This window comes from Teichococcus aerophilus, assembly GCF_014490485.1.
Classification (GTDB): domain Bacteria; phylum Pseudomonadota; class Alphaproteobacteria; order Acetobacterales; family Acetobacteraceae; genus Pseudoroseomonas; species Pseudoroseomonas aerophila.
The window spans coordinates 68,432-85,319 of the sequence record NZ_JACTVA010000022.1; the positions used below are offsets into that span (position 1 = coordinate 68,432).

At 68.6% G+C, this 16,888-nt stretch carries 12 protein-coding genes and 1 pseudogene; 10 read left to right on the plus strand and 3 right to left on the minus strand.

The features are described 5' to 3' along the window. Positions 1-75: 75 nt before the first annotated feature. On the minus strand, positions 76-951 hold the full coding sequence (locus IBL26_RS13425; RefSeq protein ID WP_241749340.1) for a PhzF family phenazine biosynthesis protein: 876 nt from the start codon (positions 949-951) through the stop codon (positions 76-78). Between the two features lie 504 nt (positions 952-1,455). On the opposite strand from IBL26_RS13425, the gene IBL26_RS13430 reads away from it, so the two are divergent. The 10 genes from IBL26_RS13430 (at position 1,456) to IBL26_RS13475 (ending at position 15,159) form a co-directional block, all read left to right on the plus strand. Continuing rightward, positions 1,456-3,282, plus strand: coding sequence for a methyl-accepting chemotaxis protein (locus IBL26_RS13430; RefSeq protein ID WP_206684221.1), 1,827 nt, complete (start codon positions 1,456-1,458; stop codon positions 3,280-3,282). 3 nt (positions 3,283-3,285) lie between these two features. Beyond that, complete coding sequence (locus IBL26_RS13435) at positions 3,286-4,722, plus strand: chemotaxis protein CheW (protein WP_187785005.1); 1,437 nt, start codon at positions 3,286-3,288, stop codon at positions 4,720-4,722. After that, positions 4,719-5,792 (plus strand): chemotaxis-specific protein-glutamate methyltransferase CheB, encoded by a 1,074-nt coding sequence (gene cheB, locus IBL26_RS13440; RefSeq protein WP_187785006.1) that lies wholly within the window; start codon positions 4,719-4,721, stop codon positions 5,790-5,792. Before IBL26_RS13435 ends, cheB begins: the two co-directional genes overlap by 4 nt. Then, entirely contained in the window at positions 5,789-6,655 is an 867-nt protein-coding gene (locus IBL26_RS13445) for a CheR family methyltransferase (RefSeq protein ID WP_367615428.1), read from the plus strand. Before cheB ends, IBL26_RS13445 begins: the two co-directional genes overlap by 4 nt. Further along, the gene (locus IBL26_RS13450) at positions 6,655-8,619 is read left to right on the plus strand and encodes a chemotaxis protein CheA (RefSeq protein ID WP_187785008.1); all 1,965 of its coding nucleotides are present in this window, start codon (positions 6,655-6,657) and stop codon (positions 8,617-8,619) included. Before IBL26_RS13445 ends, IBL26_RS13450 begins: the two co-directional genes overlap by 1 nt. Next, positions 8,616-8,864 (plus strand): hypothetical protein, encoded by a 249-nt coding sequence (locus IBL26_RS25915; protein WP_187785009.1) that lies wholly within the window; start codon positions 8,616-8,618, stop codon positions 8,862-8,864. Before IBL26_RS13450 ends, IBL26_RS25915 begins: the two co-directional genes overlap by 4 nt. 98 nt (positions 8,865-8,962) lie before the next feature. After that, a complete protein-coding gene (locus tag IBL26_RS13460; protein WP_187785010.1) occupies positions 8,963-9,346 on the plus strand; it encodes a response regulator transcription factor in 384 nt (127 codons plus the stop codon). Positions 9,347-9,351: 5 nt separating this feature from the next. Continuing rightward, a complete protein-coding gene (locus IBL26_RS13465; protein WP_367615429.1) occupies positions 9,352-9,990 on the plus strand; it encodes a chemotaxis protein CheX in 639 nt (212 codons plus the stop codon). Between the two features lie 9 nt (positions 9,991-9,999). Beyond that, positions 10,000-12,681, plus strand: coding sequence for a PAS domain S-box protein (locus IBL26_RS13470; RefSeq protein ID WP_187785011.1), 2,682 nt, complete (start codon positions 10,000-10,002; stop codon positions 12,679-12,681). A 231-nt stretch (positions 12,682-12,912) separates the two neighbouring features. Beyond that, the gene (locus IBL26_RS13475) at positions 12,913-15,159 is read left to right on the plus strand and encodes a TonB-dependent receptor (RefSeq protein WP_241749342.1); all 2,247 of its coding nucleotides are present in this window, start codon (positions 12,913-12,915) and stop codon (positions 15,157-15,159) included. 65 nt (positions 15,160-15,224) lie between these two features. Here IBL26_RS13475 and IBL26_RS13480 read toward each other — a convergent pair whose 3' ends face one another. Next, positions 15,225-16,214, minus strand: a complete 990-nt coding sequence (locus IBL26_RS13480; protein ID WP_187785012.1) for an alpha/beta hydrolase — start codon at positions 16,212-16,214, stop codon at positions 15,225-15,227. Between the two features lie 96 nt (positions 16,215-16,310). After that, a pseudogene (locus IBL26_RS13485) lies at positions 16,311-16,888 on the minus strand (transposase); the annotation flags it as partial.

A 16,888-nucleotide genomic window follows, 5' to 3' on the forward strand; every position in this document is an offset into this window, starting at 1 on the left:
GTACGAAGTGTGCGCGCCTTGATGGCGCCTGAGGGCTGTGCGGCGGCCTCCATCCCTCCGCCAGCTCTGATGGTTTCAGCCGGCGAGGAATCCGTCGACGCAGGTGACGCAGGCACCGCCGATGCTCACTTTGCCCGTCGCATCCACCTTGACCGCAATGCGCCCGTCCCGGCCGACGCGACGGCCCTGGGCCGCCAGGTAGTCCGCCCCGCCGGCGGGGAGCAGCCCACGGTCACGCCGGAACACGGCGACGCTGCCATTGCCACTGCCGCAGACCGGGTCTTCCTCGACACCGCAGGACGGGGCGAAGGAGCGGACCTCGATGGCTGCCTCGCCGCCGCCGTGGGCGCCGAACACCGTGATGCCGGTGATACCGAGACGCTGCTCGAACTTCACCGACCGTGCGAAGTCCGGGCGGAGGTCGAGGACGGTCTCGGCGTCGGCCATCTGCGCGACAGCCCAGACGGCGCCGACATTGACGATGGAGGGCACCGCGCCGGCGTCCACGGGGCGGCCCAGGATGGCTTCCATCTCCGCAACGTCGGCGGCCGCCAGGGGCGTCACCGTCGCCGCTGGAAGGTCCAGGGTGATGCGGCGCTCCGGCCCTTCGCTGTCCACGGTCAGGTTGACCAGGCCGATGCGGCATTCCTGCACCAGCTTGCCGTTGCGCGGCGTCACCCGCCCTGCCTCCAGCATCGCGTGGGCGCTGCCGAGGGTCGGGTGCCCGGCGAAGGGAAGCTCGCTGCGCGGGGTGAAGATACGCAGGCGGTAGTCGGCCTCCGGTGTCGACGGCGGCAGGAGGAAGGTGGTTTCGGACAGGTTGGTCCAACCTGCGATGGCTTGCATGGCCGCCGTGTCCAACCCCTCGGCATCAAGGATCACGGCGACCGGGTTGCCGAGGAACGGACGCGATGAGAAAGCGTCCACGACCTTGTAAGCTCTCTTCAACATGGCACTCTCCGAGTTCTAAGTGTCGCGATCACACTGCCGCAGCGCGCTGCACGGGGCCGTCGTGGCGAAAGGGATAGCGGTCGGTTGCTTGCCATGACCCTGCCTGTGCCGATGACCGTGCCACTGCCGGTGGTCATACCCCGAAGGACGCGGAGAAAAGATGGGGTCCGGGGATTTCCTTTCCTGACCTTCCTGTCCAAGGCCGACTGCCGATCTGTCCCAACGGGGTCAAGATGACGGACGTCAGGCCCAAGTCGCGATCTCGGACGCATCCTGCTTCCCGCCCTATCCCCGGCCGGTTCCTTGTGCAGCCCAGGGTGAGCTCTTACAACGGCTCACCAGACGCTGCGCCTGCTCCCCGGCAGGCCTTCCAGTCCTGCTTTCTGATGCGCTGTTCCGCCGGAGACTTTCATGGCTTTGGTCAAGACGTCCAGCCTTCCCTCCAACAAGCTTCCGGCCGTTCCTGCCCAGCCTGTGGAGCAGCCCCGGCCAGCGCCCCGCCGCATGCAGGATCGCTCCCGCGCGCGTCGGGAAAAGGCGGCGGAGCGGATTGGCGCGGCGACGGAAGAGCTGGCCGCCGGCATCGCCGAGGCTGCGGCTGCGGCGGAGGAACTGCGGCGCTCCCTGGAGCAGATCTCGGCCTCGGCCGAGGAAGCGGCGGGCGCATCCCAGGAATCCCAGGCCGCGGTGAAGAGCCTGTCCGCCGTCTTTACGGAGGCACGGCAGAAGGCCGAGCATTCCCGGGCCAGGACGGAAGGCCTGCAGGGCCTGCTGATCGAGGTGGCGGCACAGGTGTCGGTCGCTGCAGGCTGGGTGCAGGAGAACACGGCACGCCAGCTCCGGTCGGTGGAAATCGTCAGCCTGCTGGAGGCGCAGGCCGCCAGTATCGGCGAGATCACGCAGACTGTGGGCGACATCGCCGACCAGACCAACCTCCTGGCACTCAACGCGGCGATTGAGGCTGCGCGGGCGGGGGACCAGGGTCGTGGCTTCGCCGTGGTGGCGGATGAGGTTCGTGCCTTCTCCGAAGTCTCGGAGAAAAGCGCCGTCGAGGTGCAGGACCTGGCCGGGACCATCGGCGCGGAGGTGAAGGCCATCGCCGGCCGCATCAAGCGCGCGGCGGAACTGGCCGAGCTGGAAGCGAGGAACGGCCGCGAGATCGTCGCGGCGCTGGACGCGGTACGCGGCGAGATTGGCCTGGTCGCGGATGGCGCCCAGGCCATCCTGATCAGCGCCGTTGAAGCCGAGGGCGGCGTGCGGGAAGCGCAGCGCGGGGCCGAGCAGGTGGCCAGCGCGGCGGAAGAGCAGAGCGCGGCGGCGGCCGAGGCGCAGCGCGCGGTGCAGCAGCAAAGCGCCTCGCTGGACCAGAGCCACCAGGCGTCCCAGGCCCTGGCCTCCATCACGGAGGAACTGGTCTCCGGCAATGGTAGCGCCGGGCAGGCTGAGCAGGTTGCTTCGGCGGCCGAGGAACTCTCCGCCGCGGTCCAGCAGCTCTCCGGCGCGGCCGGGGAGATCATGACCGCGATCGGCCAGATCAGCCGGGGTTGCCAGGCGCAGGCGGCGGCGGCCCAGCAGTCCAGCGCCGCGATGGCGCAGATCGAGCGTGCGACGACAGCGACCCGCGCCACGGCGGAGGACGCCGCCACCCGCACCGCCGCCATGCTGCCGCGATTGACGCAGGGTCGCGGCGCGGTGGAGCAGCTGACCCGCAGCGTCGAGGATGGGCTGCGGGAAACCGAGGCGGTCGCGCTGCTGGCGGATGCGCTGGACATGTCCGGCCGCCGGATCGAGCGCATCGTGGATGGCATGGCGCTGATCGCCGTGCAGACCAACATGCTGGCGGTGAGCGGCGCGGTCGAGGCCGCGCGGGCCGGCGAGGCCGGGCGCGGCTTCGCCGTGGTGTCCGCCGACATCCGCGGCCTGGCCCGCGATTCCAGCGAGAATGCGGACCGTATGAAGGACGTGGTGCGGCAGGTGCTGGGCCAGATCGCCGCCGTGCGCCGGGACCTGGAACTGATCGGCACAGCCTCCAAGACCGAGATCGCCCGCAACCAGGGTCTCGCCGGCCGGCTTGGCATGGCTGAGGACGAGGTCCGCGGATTGTCCGGCGGCGCGGCGGAGATCCTGGGCGGGGCGGACTTCGCCATGAACGCGGTGCGGGAGGTGCTGGCCGGCACGCAGCAGATTGCCACGGCGGCGGAGGAAGCCAGCGCTGCCTCCGCCCAGGCTGCTACCGCCGCCCGCCAGCAGGCGCGTGGGGCGGAGGATCTGGCAGCGGCCATCGAGGAAATCGCCAGCCTGGCCGACGAACTCTCGATCGCCGAGAGCTGATCGATGGCGGCCGATGCTCTGGCTGCGGTCGAGGACGGTGCTGCCGCCGGTAGCATGCTGACCATCCGTGCGGGCGGCGAGACCCTGGCACTGTCTTTGGCGGAGGTGACGGAGGTGCTTCAGCCGCGCCCGCTGACCCGCGTGCCGCATGGCCCGGCCAGTCTGCTGGGGCTCGCCAATCTGCGTGGTGCCGTCGTGCCGGTCATCTCGCTGGCGGCGCTGGTGGATGGCGCGGCCACGCCGGTCACCAGCACATCGCGGCTGGTGCTGTTGTGGCCGCACGCCCCCGTGGCGTTGCTGGCGGATGACGTGGTGGCCATGGCGGAGGCCGGCGGGGCGCGGCGGCTGGATGTCCAGGCCCTGTTGGCCCAGGGGTTCGCCGGGCTGCTGCGACGCTCGGCGGCGCTGGGCGTCGCTGCGGACGGCAGCCAGATGGACGCCGCGCCGGCAGTGGCCGCGCGATTGCTGGTCAGCTTCACGCTGGCCGGGCAGAGTTACGCGCTGCCGATGGCCGATATCGTGGAGATCGCCCGGCTGCCGGATGACCGCGCCGCCGTGCCGCAAACGGATGCCGCCATGCTGGGTGCGGCGGCGATGCGCGGCCGTCTGTTGCCGCTGGTCTCGCCCCGGGTGCTGCTGGGACTGCCCGCCCAGGTGCCGGACCTCGCTCTGGCGCGCGTCATCGTCGTCCGCATGGCGGGCGCGGAAGTGGGCCTGGTGGTGGACAGCGTGCAGGGGTTGCTGCGGGTGCCGGAGACCGCCATCGATCCGGTGCCGGCCGTGCTGATGCGGGGCGCCGCGGAGGCGCAGGTCGCGGCGATCTGCCGGCTGGAGGGTGGGCGCCGCCTGGTCTCCCTGCTGGATACCGAGCAGTTGTTGGACAGGGAGACGGCGGAGCGCGTGCGCGGCACCGTCGCGGGAGAAGCAATGGCCATGGCCAGCGAGGCCGCCGTTGGTAATGGCGCGATGGAGCAGTTCGTGCTGTTCCAGCTTGGCGGGGAAGCCTACGGCCTGCCCGTCGCGGCGGTCGAGGAAGTGGTGCGGCATCCGGGCGCCTTGACGCGCGTTCCACGCGCACCGGATTTCCTGGAAGGCGTGATGAATCTGCGCGGTACCGTCGTGCCGGTGATCGACCAGCACCGCCGTTTCGCGGCCCCCGAGGGACCCGTCGTCGCCGGCCGCCGCCGCATCATCGTCGTGCGGCTGCACGGATTGCTGGCGGGTTTCGCGGTCGATGCGGTGTCCGAGATCGTGGCGATCGCCCCGGCCGGGCTGGCCCCCACGCCTGACATCGCGGAGGAAGGCAGCCGGATCTTCGACCGCGTGGCGACTTCCGGGCGTGACGGCAGGATGATCCTGATCGTCGATCCGCAGGCGCTGCTCGATCAGGCGGAGCGGGATCTCCTGGCCGGGATCGCCGAGGCGATTCCGGGACCGTGATCAAGCTCCTGGTGGTCGACGATTCAGCGCTGATGCGCCGGTTGCTGGGCAAGGTCTTTGGTGCCCAAGGCGACTTCCAGGTGGAGTTCGCCCGCAACGGCCTGGAGGCGCTGGCGATGCTGGACAGCGTGCGGCCGGATGTCATCACGCTGGACGTGCATATGCCGGAGATGGACGGGCTGGCCTGCCTGGACCGGATCATGCTGGAGCGGCCATGCCCGGTGGTGATGATCTCCTCGCTGACCGAGGCCGGGGCCGATGTGACGTTGGAAGCCATGCAGCTGGGCGCGGTGGATTTCATCGCCAAGCCGCAGGGTGCGATGTCGCTGGAGATCGACGATCTGGCGCCGTTGCTCGTCGAGAAGGTGCGCGCGGCGGCCCGGGCGCGCCCGCGCGGCAGCCTGCGGCTGGCGGAGCGCGTGCGCCTGAAGATCAGCGCCCCTGGGCTGACGCCGCTATCCCTGCCGCGTCCGCGCCAGGCCCGGACGAAGCTGGCGGGGAATGGCGTGGTTCTGGTCGGCACCTCCACCGGCGGGCCGCCGGCGCTGGATGCCGTGCTGGGCCCGCTGCCGGCAGATTTTCCCTGGCCCATCATTGTGGCGCAGCACATGCCGGCCGCCTTCACCGGCCCGCTGGCGCGGCGGCTGGACCGGCTCTGCGCGCTGGAAGTGGTGGAGGTCGTCCGCCCCATACCCTTGCAGGCCGGCAAGGTGTTCATCGGCCGGGGCGATGCGGACATCATCATCGGCGGCCGCACCGGCGGGCCCGTGGTGCTGGCCGCGCCTGCCGCGCCGGAGCATCGCTGGCATCCGAGCGTTGACCGCCTGGTGGTCAGCGCCATGGACCATTTCGAGGCCGCCCGCCTTCTCGGCGTGTTGATGACGGGCATGGGCAATGACGGCGCCACCACCATGACCCGGCTGCGGGCCCAGGGTGGCCGCACCATCGCCGAGGCGGAGGAGACCGCCATCGTCTGGGGTATGCCGGGCGAGCTGGTGCGCGCCGGCGGCGCCGATGCCGTGGTGCCGCTGGAGGGCATCGCCGGCCAGTTGATGGAATGGCTCGGGTGAGCGGAACCGAGAAGACGGCCGTCGGCCCTGCTCTGCCGATCCTCGATACCGAGGAACTGAAGCGGCTCTGCGACTTCCTCTATCGCCGGACCGGCATGTCCTATGGCGAGCCGAAGCGATACTACATTGAGCGGCGCGTGGCCGAGCGGATGCAGCGCACCAGGTCCGTGGGCTTTGCCGCCTACATGTCGCTGCTGCGGTCCAGCGAGGCCGAGGCGCAGCAGCTGATCAACAGCTTCACCGTCAACGAGACTTATTTCTTCCGCGAAGAGCACCAGTTCCGCTGCCTTGGCCGCGCGCTGCTGCCGGAGATCGTTGCGCGGCGCGGCCCGGGTGACCTGGTGCGCATCTGGTCGGTGCCGTGCTCGACGGGGGAGGAGCCGTACTCCATCGCCATCTGGCTGCTGGAGAACTGGGCGCTGGTCGATGCCTACCATATCGAGATCGTCGGCTCGGATATCGACACGCGTGCCATGGAGGCGGCACTGGCCGGCGAGTATGGCGAGAGGTCGCTGGGGCGGCTGCCGGCGACGCTGCGGCAGCGCTATTTCGAGCCGGCGGGGGCCGACCGCTGGCGCATCATCGGGGATTTGCGGGAATCCGTGAGCTTCACCGCCGCCAACCTGACCGATGCGGCAGGCATGGCCGCGCAGCGGGGGTTCGACGTCATCTTCTGCCGCAACGTGCTGATCTATTTCGATGATGCATCCCGCGCCGCCGCGGCGCGGCATCTCTACGACGCGCTGAACCCCGGCGGCTTCCTCTGTCTCGGCCATAGCGAGGCGATGTCCCGCATGTCGGACCGGTTCGAGACACGGCGGTTCGAGGATGCCGTGGTCTATCAGCGCCCGGGGGCGGCGTGATGGACGAGCTGCTGGCGCAGTTCCTCATCGAGGGGCGGGAACTGTTGCAGCAGGCATCGGAAGACCTGCTGGCGCTGGAGCGCGAGGGTCACAGCCCAGCCCGGCTGGATAGCGCCTTCCGCGCCGTGCACACCCTGAAGGGCTCGGTCGGGTTGTTCGACCTCGCGCCGATGGGCAAGGCGCTGCATGCGGCCGAGGATGTGCTGGATGCGGTGCGCGGCCAGCGGGTGGACGCCGGAAGCGGCTTCCTGGACCCCGTGCTGGCCTGCCTCGGTGCCTGCGAGGCGTGGCTGGATGCGTTCGAGCGCCACGGCGTATTGCCGCCTTCGGCAGTGGAGCAGGGCCGCCAGCTTGAAGCCGCGCTGCGCGGCTGCATGCCTGGCGCGGAGGTGCCCGGGCTGGATGGGCCGGTACCGGCCTTGCCAACCGATTGGGCCGCCGCGCTGGCGGCAACGCAGGCGGAGGCCGTCGCGGCGGCGCAGGGCGCCGGGATGACCGTGACCGCGCTCCGCTACCTGCCGGATGCGGATTGCTTCTTCCTGGGCGATGACCCGCTCGCTCTGATGCGGGGATTGCCGGAGTTGGTCGCGCTGCGCATCGAACCCCGCTCCCCCTGGCCGCCAGCAGCGGAGTTCAGCCCCTTCACCTGCAACCTGATGCTCGAGGCGCTGAGCACGGCGCCGGAAGAGGAAATCCGCCGCGTCTTCCGCTTCGTGCCGGACCAGATCACCCTGGTGGAACTGCCGGCCTCTGCCATTGCCACCACGACCGTGGCGCTGGACGGGGCGGGCGAGGCCAGCGCACGGGTGCTGCGGGTGGATGCGGCGCGGATCGACCGGTTGCTGGACGTGGTCGGCGAGATGATGGTGGCGAAGAATGCCCTTGCCAGCCTGGCGGCCCGGGTCGGCGCCATCGATGCCGGGCTGGGCCGCGCCCTGGCGGACAACCAGGCGGCGATGGAGCGGCTGGCGGGCGAGATGCACCGCACCGTCATCGGCTTGCGGATGGTGCCGCTCTCCCAGACCTTCCGCCGCTTCCCACGCCTGATGCGGGAGACGGCGGCGGAACTGGGCAAGCCAATCGACTTCCAGATTCACGGCGATGATGTGGAGGCTGACAAGGCCGTGGTGGAAGGCCTGTTCCAGCCCCTGCTGCATCTGCTGCGCAACGCCGTGGACCATGGCATCGAAGCCGCGCCCCGCCGCGCCGCCGCCGCCAAGCCGGCGACCGGGCAGGTGACGCTGCGGGCCAGCCGGCGCGGCGACCAGATCCTGGTCACGGTCGCGGATGACGGTGCGGGGCTGGACCCGGCGGCGCTGCGCGCGGCCGCGCTGCGACGTGGCCTTCTGACCCCGACGGCCATCGCGGCGCTGGATGATGCGGCGGCACTCGATCTGGTCTTCGCTCCGGGCTTCTCCACTGCCAGCACGGTGACGGCGCTGTCCGGCCGCGGGGTGGGCATGGATGCGGTCAGGACGGCGGTGGAGGATCTGGGCGGGCGCGTGTCGCTCAGCAGCGTACCGGGGGGTGGCACCACGGTGCAGCTGGTCCTGCCCCGGGCGACCGTCGTTACCACCGTGCTGGTCATCCGCGTGGGCGAGGAGCGGTTTGGCATCCCGATTGAGGCGGTGGTGGAGAGCCTGCGTCTGCCTGTGGCGATGATCCAGCCGATCGGGGGTGGGGAGGCTTTCGTGTCCCGGGACCGTACCCTGCCGCTGCTGCGGCTGGCTGATCTGCTCGGCCTGCCGCCCAGGCCACGCCAGGGCACCGTGGCCCGGTTGCTGGTGGTGCGCTGTGGCGACCAGCCGGTTGGCATTGAGGTGGATGGGTTCTCCGAGCGGATGGATTTGTTGCTGCGGCCGATGTCCGGCCTGCTGTCCGGCATGGCGGGACTGTCGGGCTCCGCCCTGATGGCCGACGGGCGGGTGTTGCTGGTGCTGGATGTGCCGGAGCTGGTCGGATGACCGTGGTGCTGGAGGGCGACATCATCCGACTGCGCGGCGATTGCCCGGTGGCGGATGCGGAGGCGCTGGTGGCGCGGCTGCAGGAGGCGCCGGGCCGTGCGGTGGACCTGACCGGGGCGGGAATGCTGCATACCGCGGTCGTCCAGGTGCTGCTGGCCTTGCAGCCACAGGTGGTGGGGCCGGCCGGGCATCCTTTTGTGGAACGCTGGATCGCGCCGTTGTTACCAATGCGGCGCTCCGGCTAGAATAGCCGCTGCTCCTGCCGGGTCGATCCGAGGCGGCGGGGACGCAAGCGGCTCTTGCAAGGCGGAAGCCGCTCACTTGGACAACTGGAGCCGCCCGGATGGCGATCACTATTCTTATCGTGGACGATAGCAAGCTGGCCCGCATCGTCGCTGGCAAGGCGGTCCATTCCCTGCAGCCCGACTGGCAGCGTGTCGAGGCCTCCAATGCCGACGAGGCCCTGGCCGTGATCGGCAGCCAGGACGTGGACGTGGCGTTGCTGGACTACAACATGCCGGGCCGGGACGGGCTGGCCCTGGCCGCCGAGCTGCGAACGCTGCGCCCCACCATGCCCATCGCCGTCATCACCGCGAATACGCAGGACGAAGTCATCGCCCGCGCCCGGTCGCTCAGCGCCAGCTTCGTCGCCAAGCCGGTGACGCAGGAAGCCCTGCAGGGCTTCCTGGACGGTGCGGCCTTGCGGCTGCGCGCCGACGGAAAGTAGGCAGCGTGGCCGAACTGACCGAACTGGAACGCGATGCGCTGACGGAGCTCGTCAATATCGGCGTCAGCCGGGCCGCGGCGAGCCTGCGCAAGATGGTGGGGGAGCAGATCATCCTCTCGGTCCCGTCGCTGGAAGTGGTGAGCCACGGCGCGGCCGAGGCGCTGATCCGTGAGCGGGAGACCGGGGACCTGGTCGCGGTACGGCAGGATTTCACCGGCGCCTTCTCCGGCCGGGCCCTGCTGATCTTCCCGCACATCACCGGGGTACAGCTGGCCCGCGCTGTTCTGGGCGAAGAGCTGGACGGCGAGGAATTGCGGGAGATGGAGCAGGAGGCCCTGGCCGAGACCGGCAACATCATCCTGAACGGCTGCCTGGCGACCATGGCCAACATGCTGAAGGAATCGCTCAGCATGTCCTTGCCGGAGGTGGTGCAAGGCAAGGGGGATGACCTGTTCGACGTTCGCGGCCAGGTGGAAGCGCCGGGCCCGGTCCTGTTCCTGTATATCAACTTCTCGGTGCGGAACCGGGACATTCGCGGCTATATCGCGATGCTGATGAACCTGCCCTCGATCCTGGCGCTGAAGGCGCTGGTGCACGATTTCATCCAGCGCGTCATGGAAGATGGTGAACAGCATGTCAGCTGACGGTGTGCCGTGCAGCTGAATGATCCGGGCTTCGGCGCCGGGGACGATACGATCCGCGAACTACATCGCCGCGCCGGGCCGGCCTTTGCCGCGCTGAGCCGCTCCGGCACGGCCGTCGCCGTGATCGACGCGCGGCAGCCGGGCCAGCCCATCGTCTTCGCCAATGCGGCTTTCGCCCGGTTCGCAGGCTACGGCGCCGACGCGGTGCCGACTGGGTGCGGGCGGCTGCCGGAAGGGGCGGGGAGGGCGGCATCCGAAGCTCTTCTTGCAGTCCGACGCAGGGACGGTGTGACGGCCAGCCTGCGCTGTTCCATCGCGCCCATCCCCGACGATGCAGGCCAAACCGCGTTTCTGTTATTGACGCAGGCAGAGGCCGCTTCGTCCGACGCTATCGCCGCCGTTGAGGATATCGCGGCGCCGGGCAGCGACGACGGGCTGCGCCTGATGCTGTCTATCTCCGGCGCGGCCGCGGGATGGGAGTGGGATATCGGGACATCCCTGGTGCATGGGGATCGTCGCTTCGCCCATCTCTATGGCCTGACGCCGCAGCAGGCTGCCCGCGGTGTCAGCCCGAAGACCTTCTACTCGATCATTCACCCCAAGGATCAGGCACGCATCCGCCTGGCCGTGGGCGGCATGTTGCGTGGGGCGGAGCTGTTCTCGAAGGAATACCGGCTGCTGTTGCGCGACGGGTCGCTCCGCTGGGTGCATGCCCGCGGGCGCTGCCAGTATGACGGCGAGAAGCCGGTCCGCTTCATCGGCGCCCTGGTCGACATCACCGAGCAGAAGCGGGTGCAGGAGCAACTGCGCATCGCGCAGACGGCCGGCGGCATCGGTACGTTCGAGTATGTGCTGGGCTACGGGACCGTGTCGGTCTCTCCGCAGTTCTGCGCTTTGCTCGGCATGCGGCTGGCCAGCGACCTGCCGGTGCACGCGATCAACGCGCTGGTCCTGTCGGAATACGGCGAACTGATCGGCCAGCACTCGGCCGAGCCTGGCCAAAGCAGCCATGTACGGCTGCGGATTCGCCGTTCGGATACGGGAGAGATCCGCTGGCTAGCGCGCCAGGGCGAGTATTTGGTTGAGCAGGGCACCGACCCGCGCTTCAGCGGCGTCATCTATGACATCACCGATGCGAAGGCGGAGGAGGAAGAACTCCGCCGGTTGAGCGCGATGCTAGAGAGCCGCGTCGAGGAACGCACGCGGGAGCGGGACCGTATCTGGCAATTGTCCCGCGACCTCTACGTCGCCTGCGACAGCGATGGGTGTTGCGTCAGCGTCAACCCCGCTTGGGAAAGCGAGCTGGGCCTGGGTGCCGGCACGATGCATGGCAGGAAGCTGGCGGATTTCGTGCTGGCGGAAGACCGTGCCGTGCTGGTCGCGGCCTTCGGCCGGATCGTCGCGGGGGAGAGCTCTGGTACCCTCGACCTCCGCATTCCCACGGCCTCCGGCGCGGTGCGGAGCTATAGCTGGACGTGCATCCATGAGGGGCAATCGATCATCGCTTCCGGGCGCGACGTCACGCAACGGAACGAGCTGGAAGAACGCCTGCGCCAGAGCCAGAAGATGGAAGCGGTCGGCCAGTTGACCGGCGGGATCGCGCATGACTTCAACAACCTGTTGACGGGCATCAGCGGCAGCCTCGAACTGATACAATTGCGGTCCGGCCAGCGTCGTTACGAAGACCTGGACCGGTTCATCAACCTGGCGCAGGGCGCGGCGGCACGCGCCGCCGCGCTGACCCATCGGCTGCTGGCATTCTCCCGGCGCCAGACACTGGCGCCGAAGGTGGTGAACCCGAACCACCTCATCTCGGACATGGAAGAGCTGGTGCGCCGTACGGTAGGGCCGGAGATCCAACTCGAGGCGTCGCTGGTGGATGATATCTGGCCCATCCTCTGCGATCCCAACCAGTTGGAGAACGCACTGCTCAACCTGTGCATCAATGCCCGCGATGCGATGCCCGATGGCGGCCGGCTGACGATCAGCACGGCGAAGAGCTGGATGGATCTGCAGGAACCCGGCGAGAGCGCCGGCAACATGGTGCCCTGTACGACGCTCAGCGTCGCTGATACCGGAACGGGGATGACGCCCGAGGTTGCCGCGCGTGCGTTCGATCCGTTCTTCACCACCAAGCCGATCGGCGTCGGCACCGGCCTTGGCCTGTCGATGATCTACGGGTTTGCGAAGCAGTCGGGCGGGCGGGTGGAAATCGACACCCAGCTTGGCGTGGGCACGACGATCCGGATCCATCTTCCGCGGCATCTGAAGCCGGTGTCGGAACCGGTTGCCGAGCCGGCGGCCGAGCTCCGTCATCAGCCGTTCCAAGGTACGCTGCTGATCGTAGACGATGAGGCGATGGTGCGGTCCCTGGTCACCGATTATCTCGGCGAACTCGGCTATACGATGCTGGAAGCAAAGGATGGTGCGTCTGCGCTGGCCATCATGCGGTCCGGCCTGACGATTGACCTGCTGATCACCGATGTCGGCTTGCCGGATGGCATGAACGGCCGGCAGCTGGCGGATGCGGTGCGCGCGATGCGGCCGGATTTGCCGATCCTTTTTATCACGGGCTATGCCGAGGCATCGGTGCTTCGCGGCGACGATCTGGAAGAGGGGATGCAGATCGTGACAAAGCCCTTCCTGATGGACATCCTGGCCAGCGCCGTCCGCAACCTCATGAATGGCTGACATCGGCTTGCCGCGCCTTCCGGTGCCATAGCCATACCGAGGGGCAGCCACGCTGGCCGGCAAAACGGAGAAAGCGCGGCCGGCCCCTTCGACAGCATCGGCAAAGCTTCAGCTTAGGCGCGCAGGATCGCGTCTGACGCACCTTGCGCGGCACACCCCTTATCGGTAGTGAGAGGCATTCGCATTACGCGCTGTTCACGACCCGATTTCGAGTGATAAGGGGCCGCCTTGATGAGCCGAACCAAGTTCCAGGCCAGCGCATGGTCGGCCGTCCATCCTGGCAGCCCTGCCAATGAACCGGAAAGCGGCTCACGCAGGCCCGAGCCTGCCGTGCTGACGCGGCACGCAGCCAAGGCCGTGATGGCATGCGGCATCGCCTTTGCCCCCGTTGCCTATGCGCAGCCGGCGACGCCAGCGGGTGCCGCACCGGGCGCCGTTGTGCTGCCGACGGTGGAGGTCACTGCCGCCCCGGCGCCCGGGGCGCTGATGCCGTCCTATCCCGGTGGCCAGGTGGCGGAGGGCGGATCGCTCGGCCTGCTTGGCACCCGCAGCGTCATGGACTCGCCCTTCAGCACCACCAATTACACGTCCCAGTTGATCGAGGATCAGCAGGGGCGGACGGCTGCCGATACCCTGATCAACGATTCCTCTGTCCGCCTGACCACGGGCAGCAACGGCTTCGACGATACCTTCCAGATCCGTGGCTTCAGCGTTCCGTCCAGCGATGTCGGCCTGAACGGACTGTACGGGCTGATCTCCTCCAACCGCGCCCCGGCTCAGATCATAGAACGGATCGAGTTGCTGCGCGGCCCGGGAGCGCTGATCAACGGCATCTCGCCAGGTGGCAGCATCGGCGGCGGCATCAACATCGTCACCAAGCGGGCCGATGACACGCCGCTGACCCGGCTGAGGACGACCTATATGGGCCGCGCCAATTTCGGCGCGCATGTCGATCTGGCGCGCCGCTACGGCGAGAACAACGAGTGGGGCATCCGCTTCAACGGCCTGTATCGAGATGGGGAGGCCTCCATCGATGGCGGCAACCTGCGCAGTGGCCTCGCGGCACTGGGGCTGGACTATCGCGGGGAGCGCCTGCGTTGGTCTGCCGACGGTATCTTCCAGCGCGACGATACGCGGAACTTCCGCCCGCAGCTGACCCTTTCGCCCAACCTGACCTCCATCCCGTCGCCGCCGAATGCGCGCAGCAACTGGTTCCCCGGCACCAATCTGCGGCAGCAGGACAGCACCGTCGCCACCCGCGTCGAGTACGACGTGACGGATTGGATGACCGCCTATGCCGCGCTCGGCTACCGCGACGGCTGGAACGAGCAGACCTTCCCTGACTCCCGCCCTGGCGGCGCAAACGAACTGGGCACTTTCGCGGTCACCAACGCCTTCTACGACTCCTACAGCGAGACCGTGAGCGGCACCGTCGGCGCGAACTTCCGCTTCAACACGCTGGGTGTCGGCCATACGCTGAATGTCGGTTATACCGGCCTGCAGCAGGAGAGCGGCAACGCCTACATCTCCTCCTCCATCACCTATCCGTCCAGCATCTACAATCCGGCGCGGCTTCCGCCGGTCACCGCCGCGCGCACCGATCCGCAGCGTGCGTCACTGACGGAGTTCTCCAGCTTCGCCGTGGCGGATACGCTGTCCTTCTTCGACGAGCGGGTGCTGCTGACAGGTGGCGTGCGATTCCAGAACGTTTCCGTCAACAGCTACAGCACCACGACCGGCGAGCGGACGAGCCGCTACGATGCCGATGCCACGACGCCGATGTTTGGGCTGGTGGTGAAGCCGGTGGAGAACGTCTCCCTCTACGCCAACTATGCCCAGGGCCTGACGCGCGGCACCATCGTCGGGGCAGGCTACAGGAATGTCGGCGCCGTCCTGTCCCCTTACAAATCCGAGCAGTACGAAGCCGGTGTGCGGGTGGATTGGGGCCGGATCACCACTACCGCCGCGGTCTTCCAGATCGCCCGGCCGAATTCTGTCCGCACGGCGGCAAACGACCTTGCCTATGATGGCGAGCAGCGGAACCGGGGCCTGGAGCTCTCCGCCTATGGCGAGGTCGTGCCCGGGCTTCGGGCACTGGCCAGCGTCACCTTCCTGAAGCCCGAGTTGACCAGCCCCACCAATGCCGCGGAGCGCGGCAACGACGCCGCCGGCGCGCCGGACAGGACCTTCTCAGGCGCCCTGGACTGGGATGTGCCGGGAGTGACCGGCCTCGCGGTCAATAGCCGTGTTATCTACACCTCGGGGGCCTACTTCAACACCGCCAATACCTTGCGGTTCGATGGCTGGACGCGGGTGGATTTCGGTGCGCGCTACCGGACCGAGATTGCCAACAAGCCTGTCACGTTCCGCGCCAATCTGGAGAATGCCTTCGGCGAAAACTACTGGCTGACCACGGGCAACTTCGTCACCGTCGGTTCGCCGCGCACCATTCTGGTGTCCGCTTCCTTCGACTTCTGACCGTCTTCCATCAGCCGCCAGGGGGACCTGATTGAGGTCCCCCTGGTTCGTCCGGGCAGTGCCGTTCAGCGCTCCAGGATAAACCGGACGCCCCGCTGGACGATGGCGGGGAATGCGGTCATGTGACCGTCGCCTGGCAGGATCTGGAAGTCGAGTTCCAGCCCTGGGACAGGGCGAAGCCGCCCGGCCAGGTCGCGCGCCTGGTCCACCATCTTCATCATCTCCATCCGCGGTTGCCAGGCCGGGTCATGCCAGGGGGCGAGGGCCTGCTCGTACTCGCCGACCGTCATCAGCAGGCGGAGAGGGGAGGGACGGTCTGTCCGGGTGATGAAGCGATTCTCGGATCGCAATACCGCGTTGTCCTCCCACCAGATGGCGGGGCTGCCGGCGACATAGTCCCTGAAGGCGGCAGGGCGGTTGAAAAGCGCGTGGAGCACGAAGAGCCCGCCGAAGGAATGGCCCAGCAGCGCGTGGCGCGACGGGTCGATCGGCGCTGACCGTACGGCCAGGGGCTTGAGGGTGTTCTCGATGAATTCAAGCAACTCGTCCGCACCGCCGGTCCGGGCACCGGGACGGCCCTCCTCCGCCGGGATGTCCCGCCCAGGTGGGGGCGTGAGATCGAAGGTCCGGCGGGTCAGATCGTATGGCCCCTCCGTGCGGTAGCCGATGCCGGCGACGATGGCGCCGGACCGGACGCCGGCTTCACGGGGCAGGAAGGACAGGACACGGACCATGTCCACGACCATGCCCATGACGGCGTTGGCGTCGAGCACTGTGATCATTGGCCAGCCACCGGGTGGCGGCTCGCCCGGCGGGATGTGGAGAAACACCCGGAATGGCTGGCCGCTGCGGGATTCTAGATCGTGCTGAGTCGTCCTCGGGATCGTGGCGGGCACGGCCTCCTGCGCCCGCGCCAGGGCCGGGGTAGCCAGCGCGGCGATGAGCGGTACGAGGTGTCGGCGGCGTAGCGGCACGGACTGGATGGCGGCCGGAGGAAGCGTGCCGTCGGCGGGCTGCTGTGCCCAGGTATCCCGGCGGGTTTGGTCTTGCGGCATCGGGCGATCCAATCTGGTGGCTCCGTCACTTTAGCAGGTTGCGGTGCCGGTGGTTGTGGCAGGCCGTTTCCCTGAAGGCAGTCGGCCTAGAGGCTGTTATGGACCTGGGGTGAGTAGAGCGGCCTGCTTGAGCATGAGGCAGACGAAGGCGACGAGGTGGAGATCGGCAAGGGTGCTGGCGTAGCGCTCATAGTCCTTCACCAGTCGTCGAAAACGTGTTGCCCAGGCAAAGGATCGCTCGACCACCCAGCGCCGTGGCAGCAGCACGAAGCCGCGCTTGGCTTCGGACAACTTGACCACTTCCAGTTCAATGCCGTGCGCCTTGGCGGCGTCGGCCGCCCTTGTTCCGGTGTAGCCCTGGTCGACATAGGCCAGCTCGACGCTCTGCCCGGTGGAGGCCTGCACCGCCTGGGCCAGGCGCCCGACCTCCGCGCGCTCGTCCGCGTTGGCAGGCGTGACGTGCAAGGCCAGCAGATGGCCCAGCGTGTCGACCGCCAGATGCAGCTTGGCACCCTGCTTCCGCTTGGCGCCGTCATACCCGGCCCGCGCGCCGCTCTCCGGCGTGGAGCGGAGCGTCCTGCTGTCCAGGATGGCAGCGCTGGGCTTTGCGGCCAGCAGCCAGGCGCAGGACAGTGCGCAGATCCTCGGCCAGCGCCTCGAAGCAACCGGCCGCC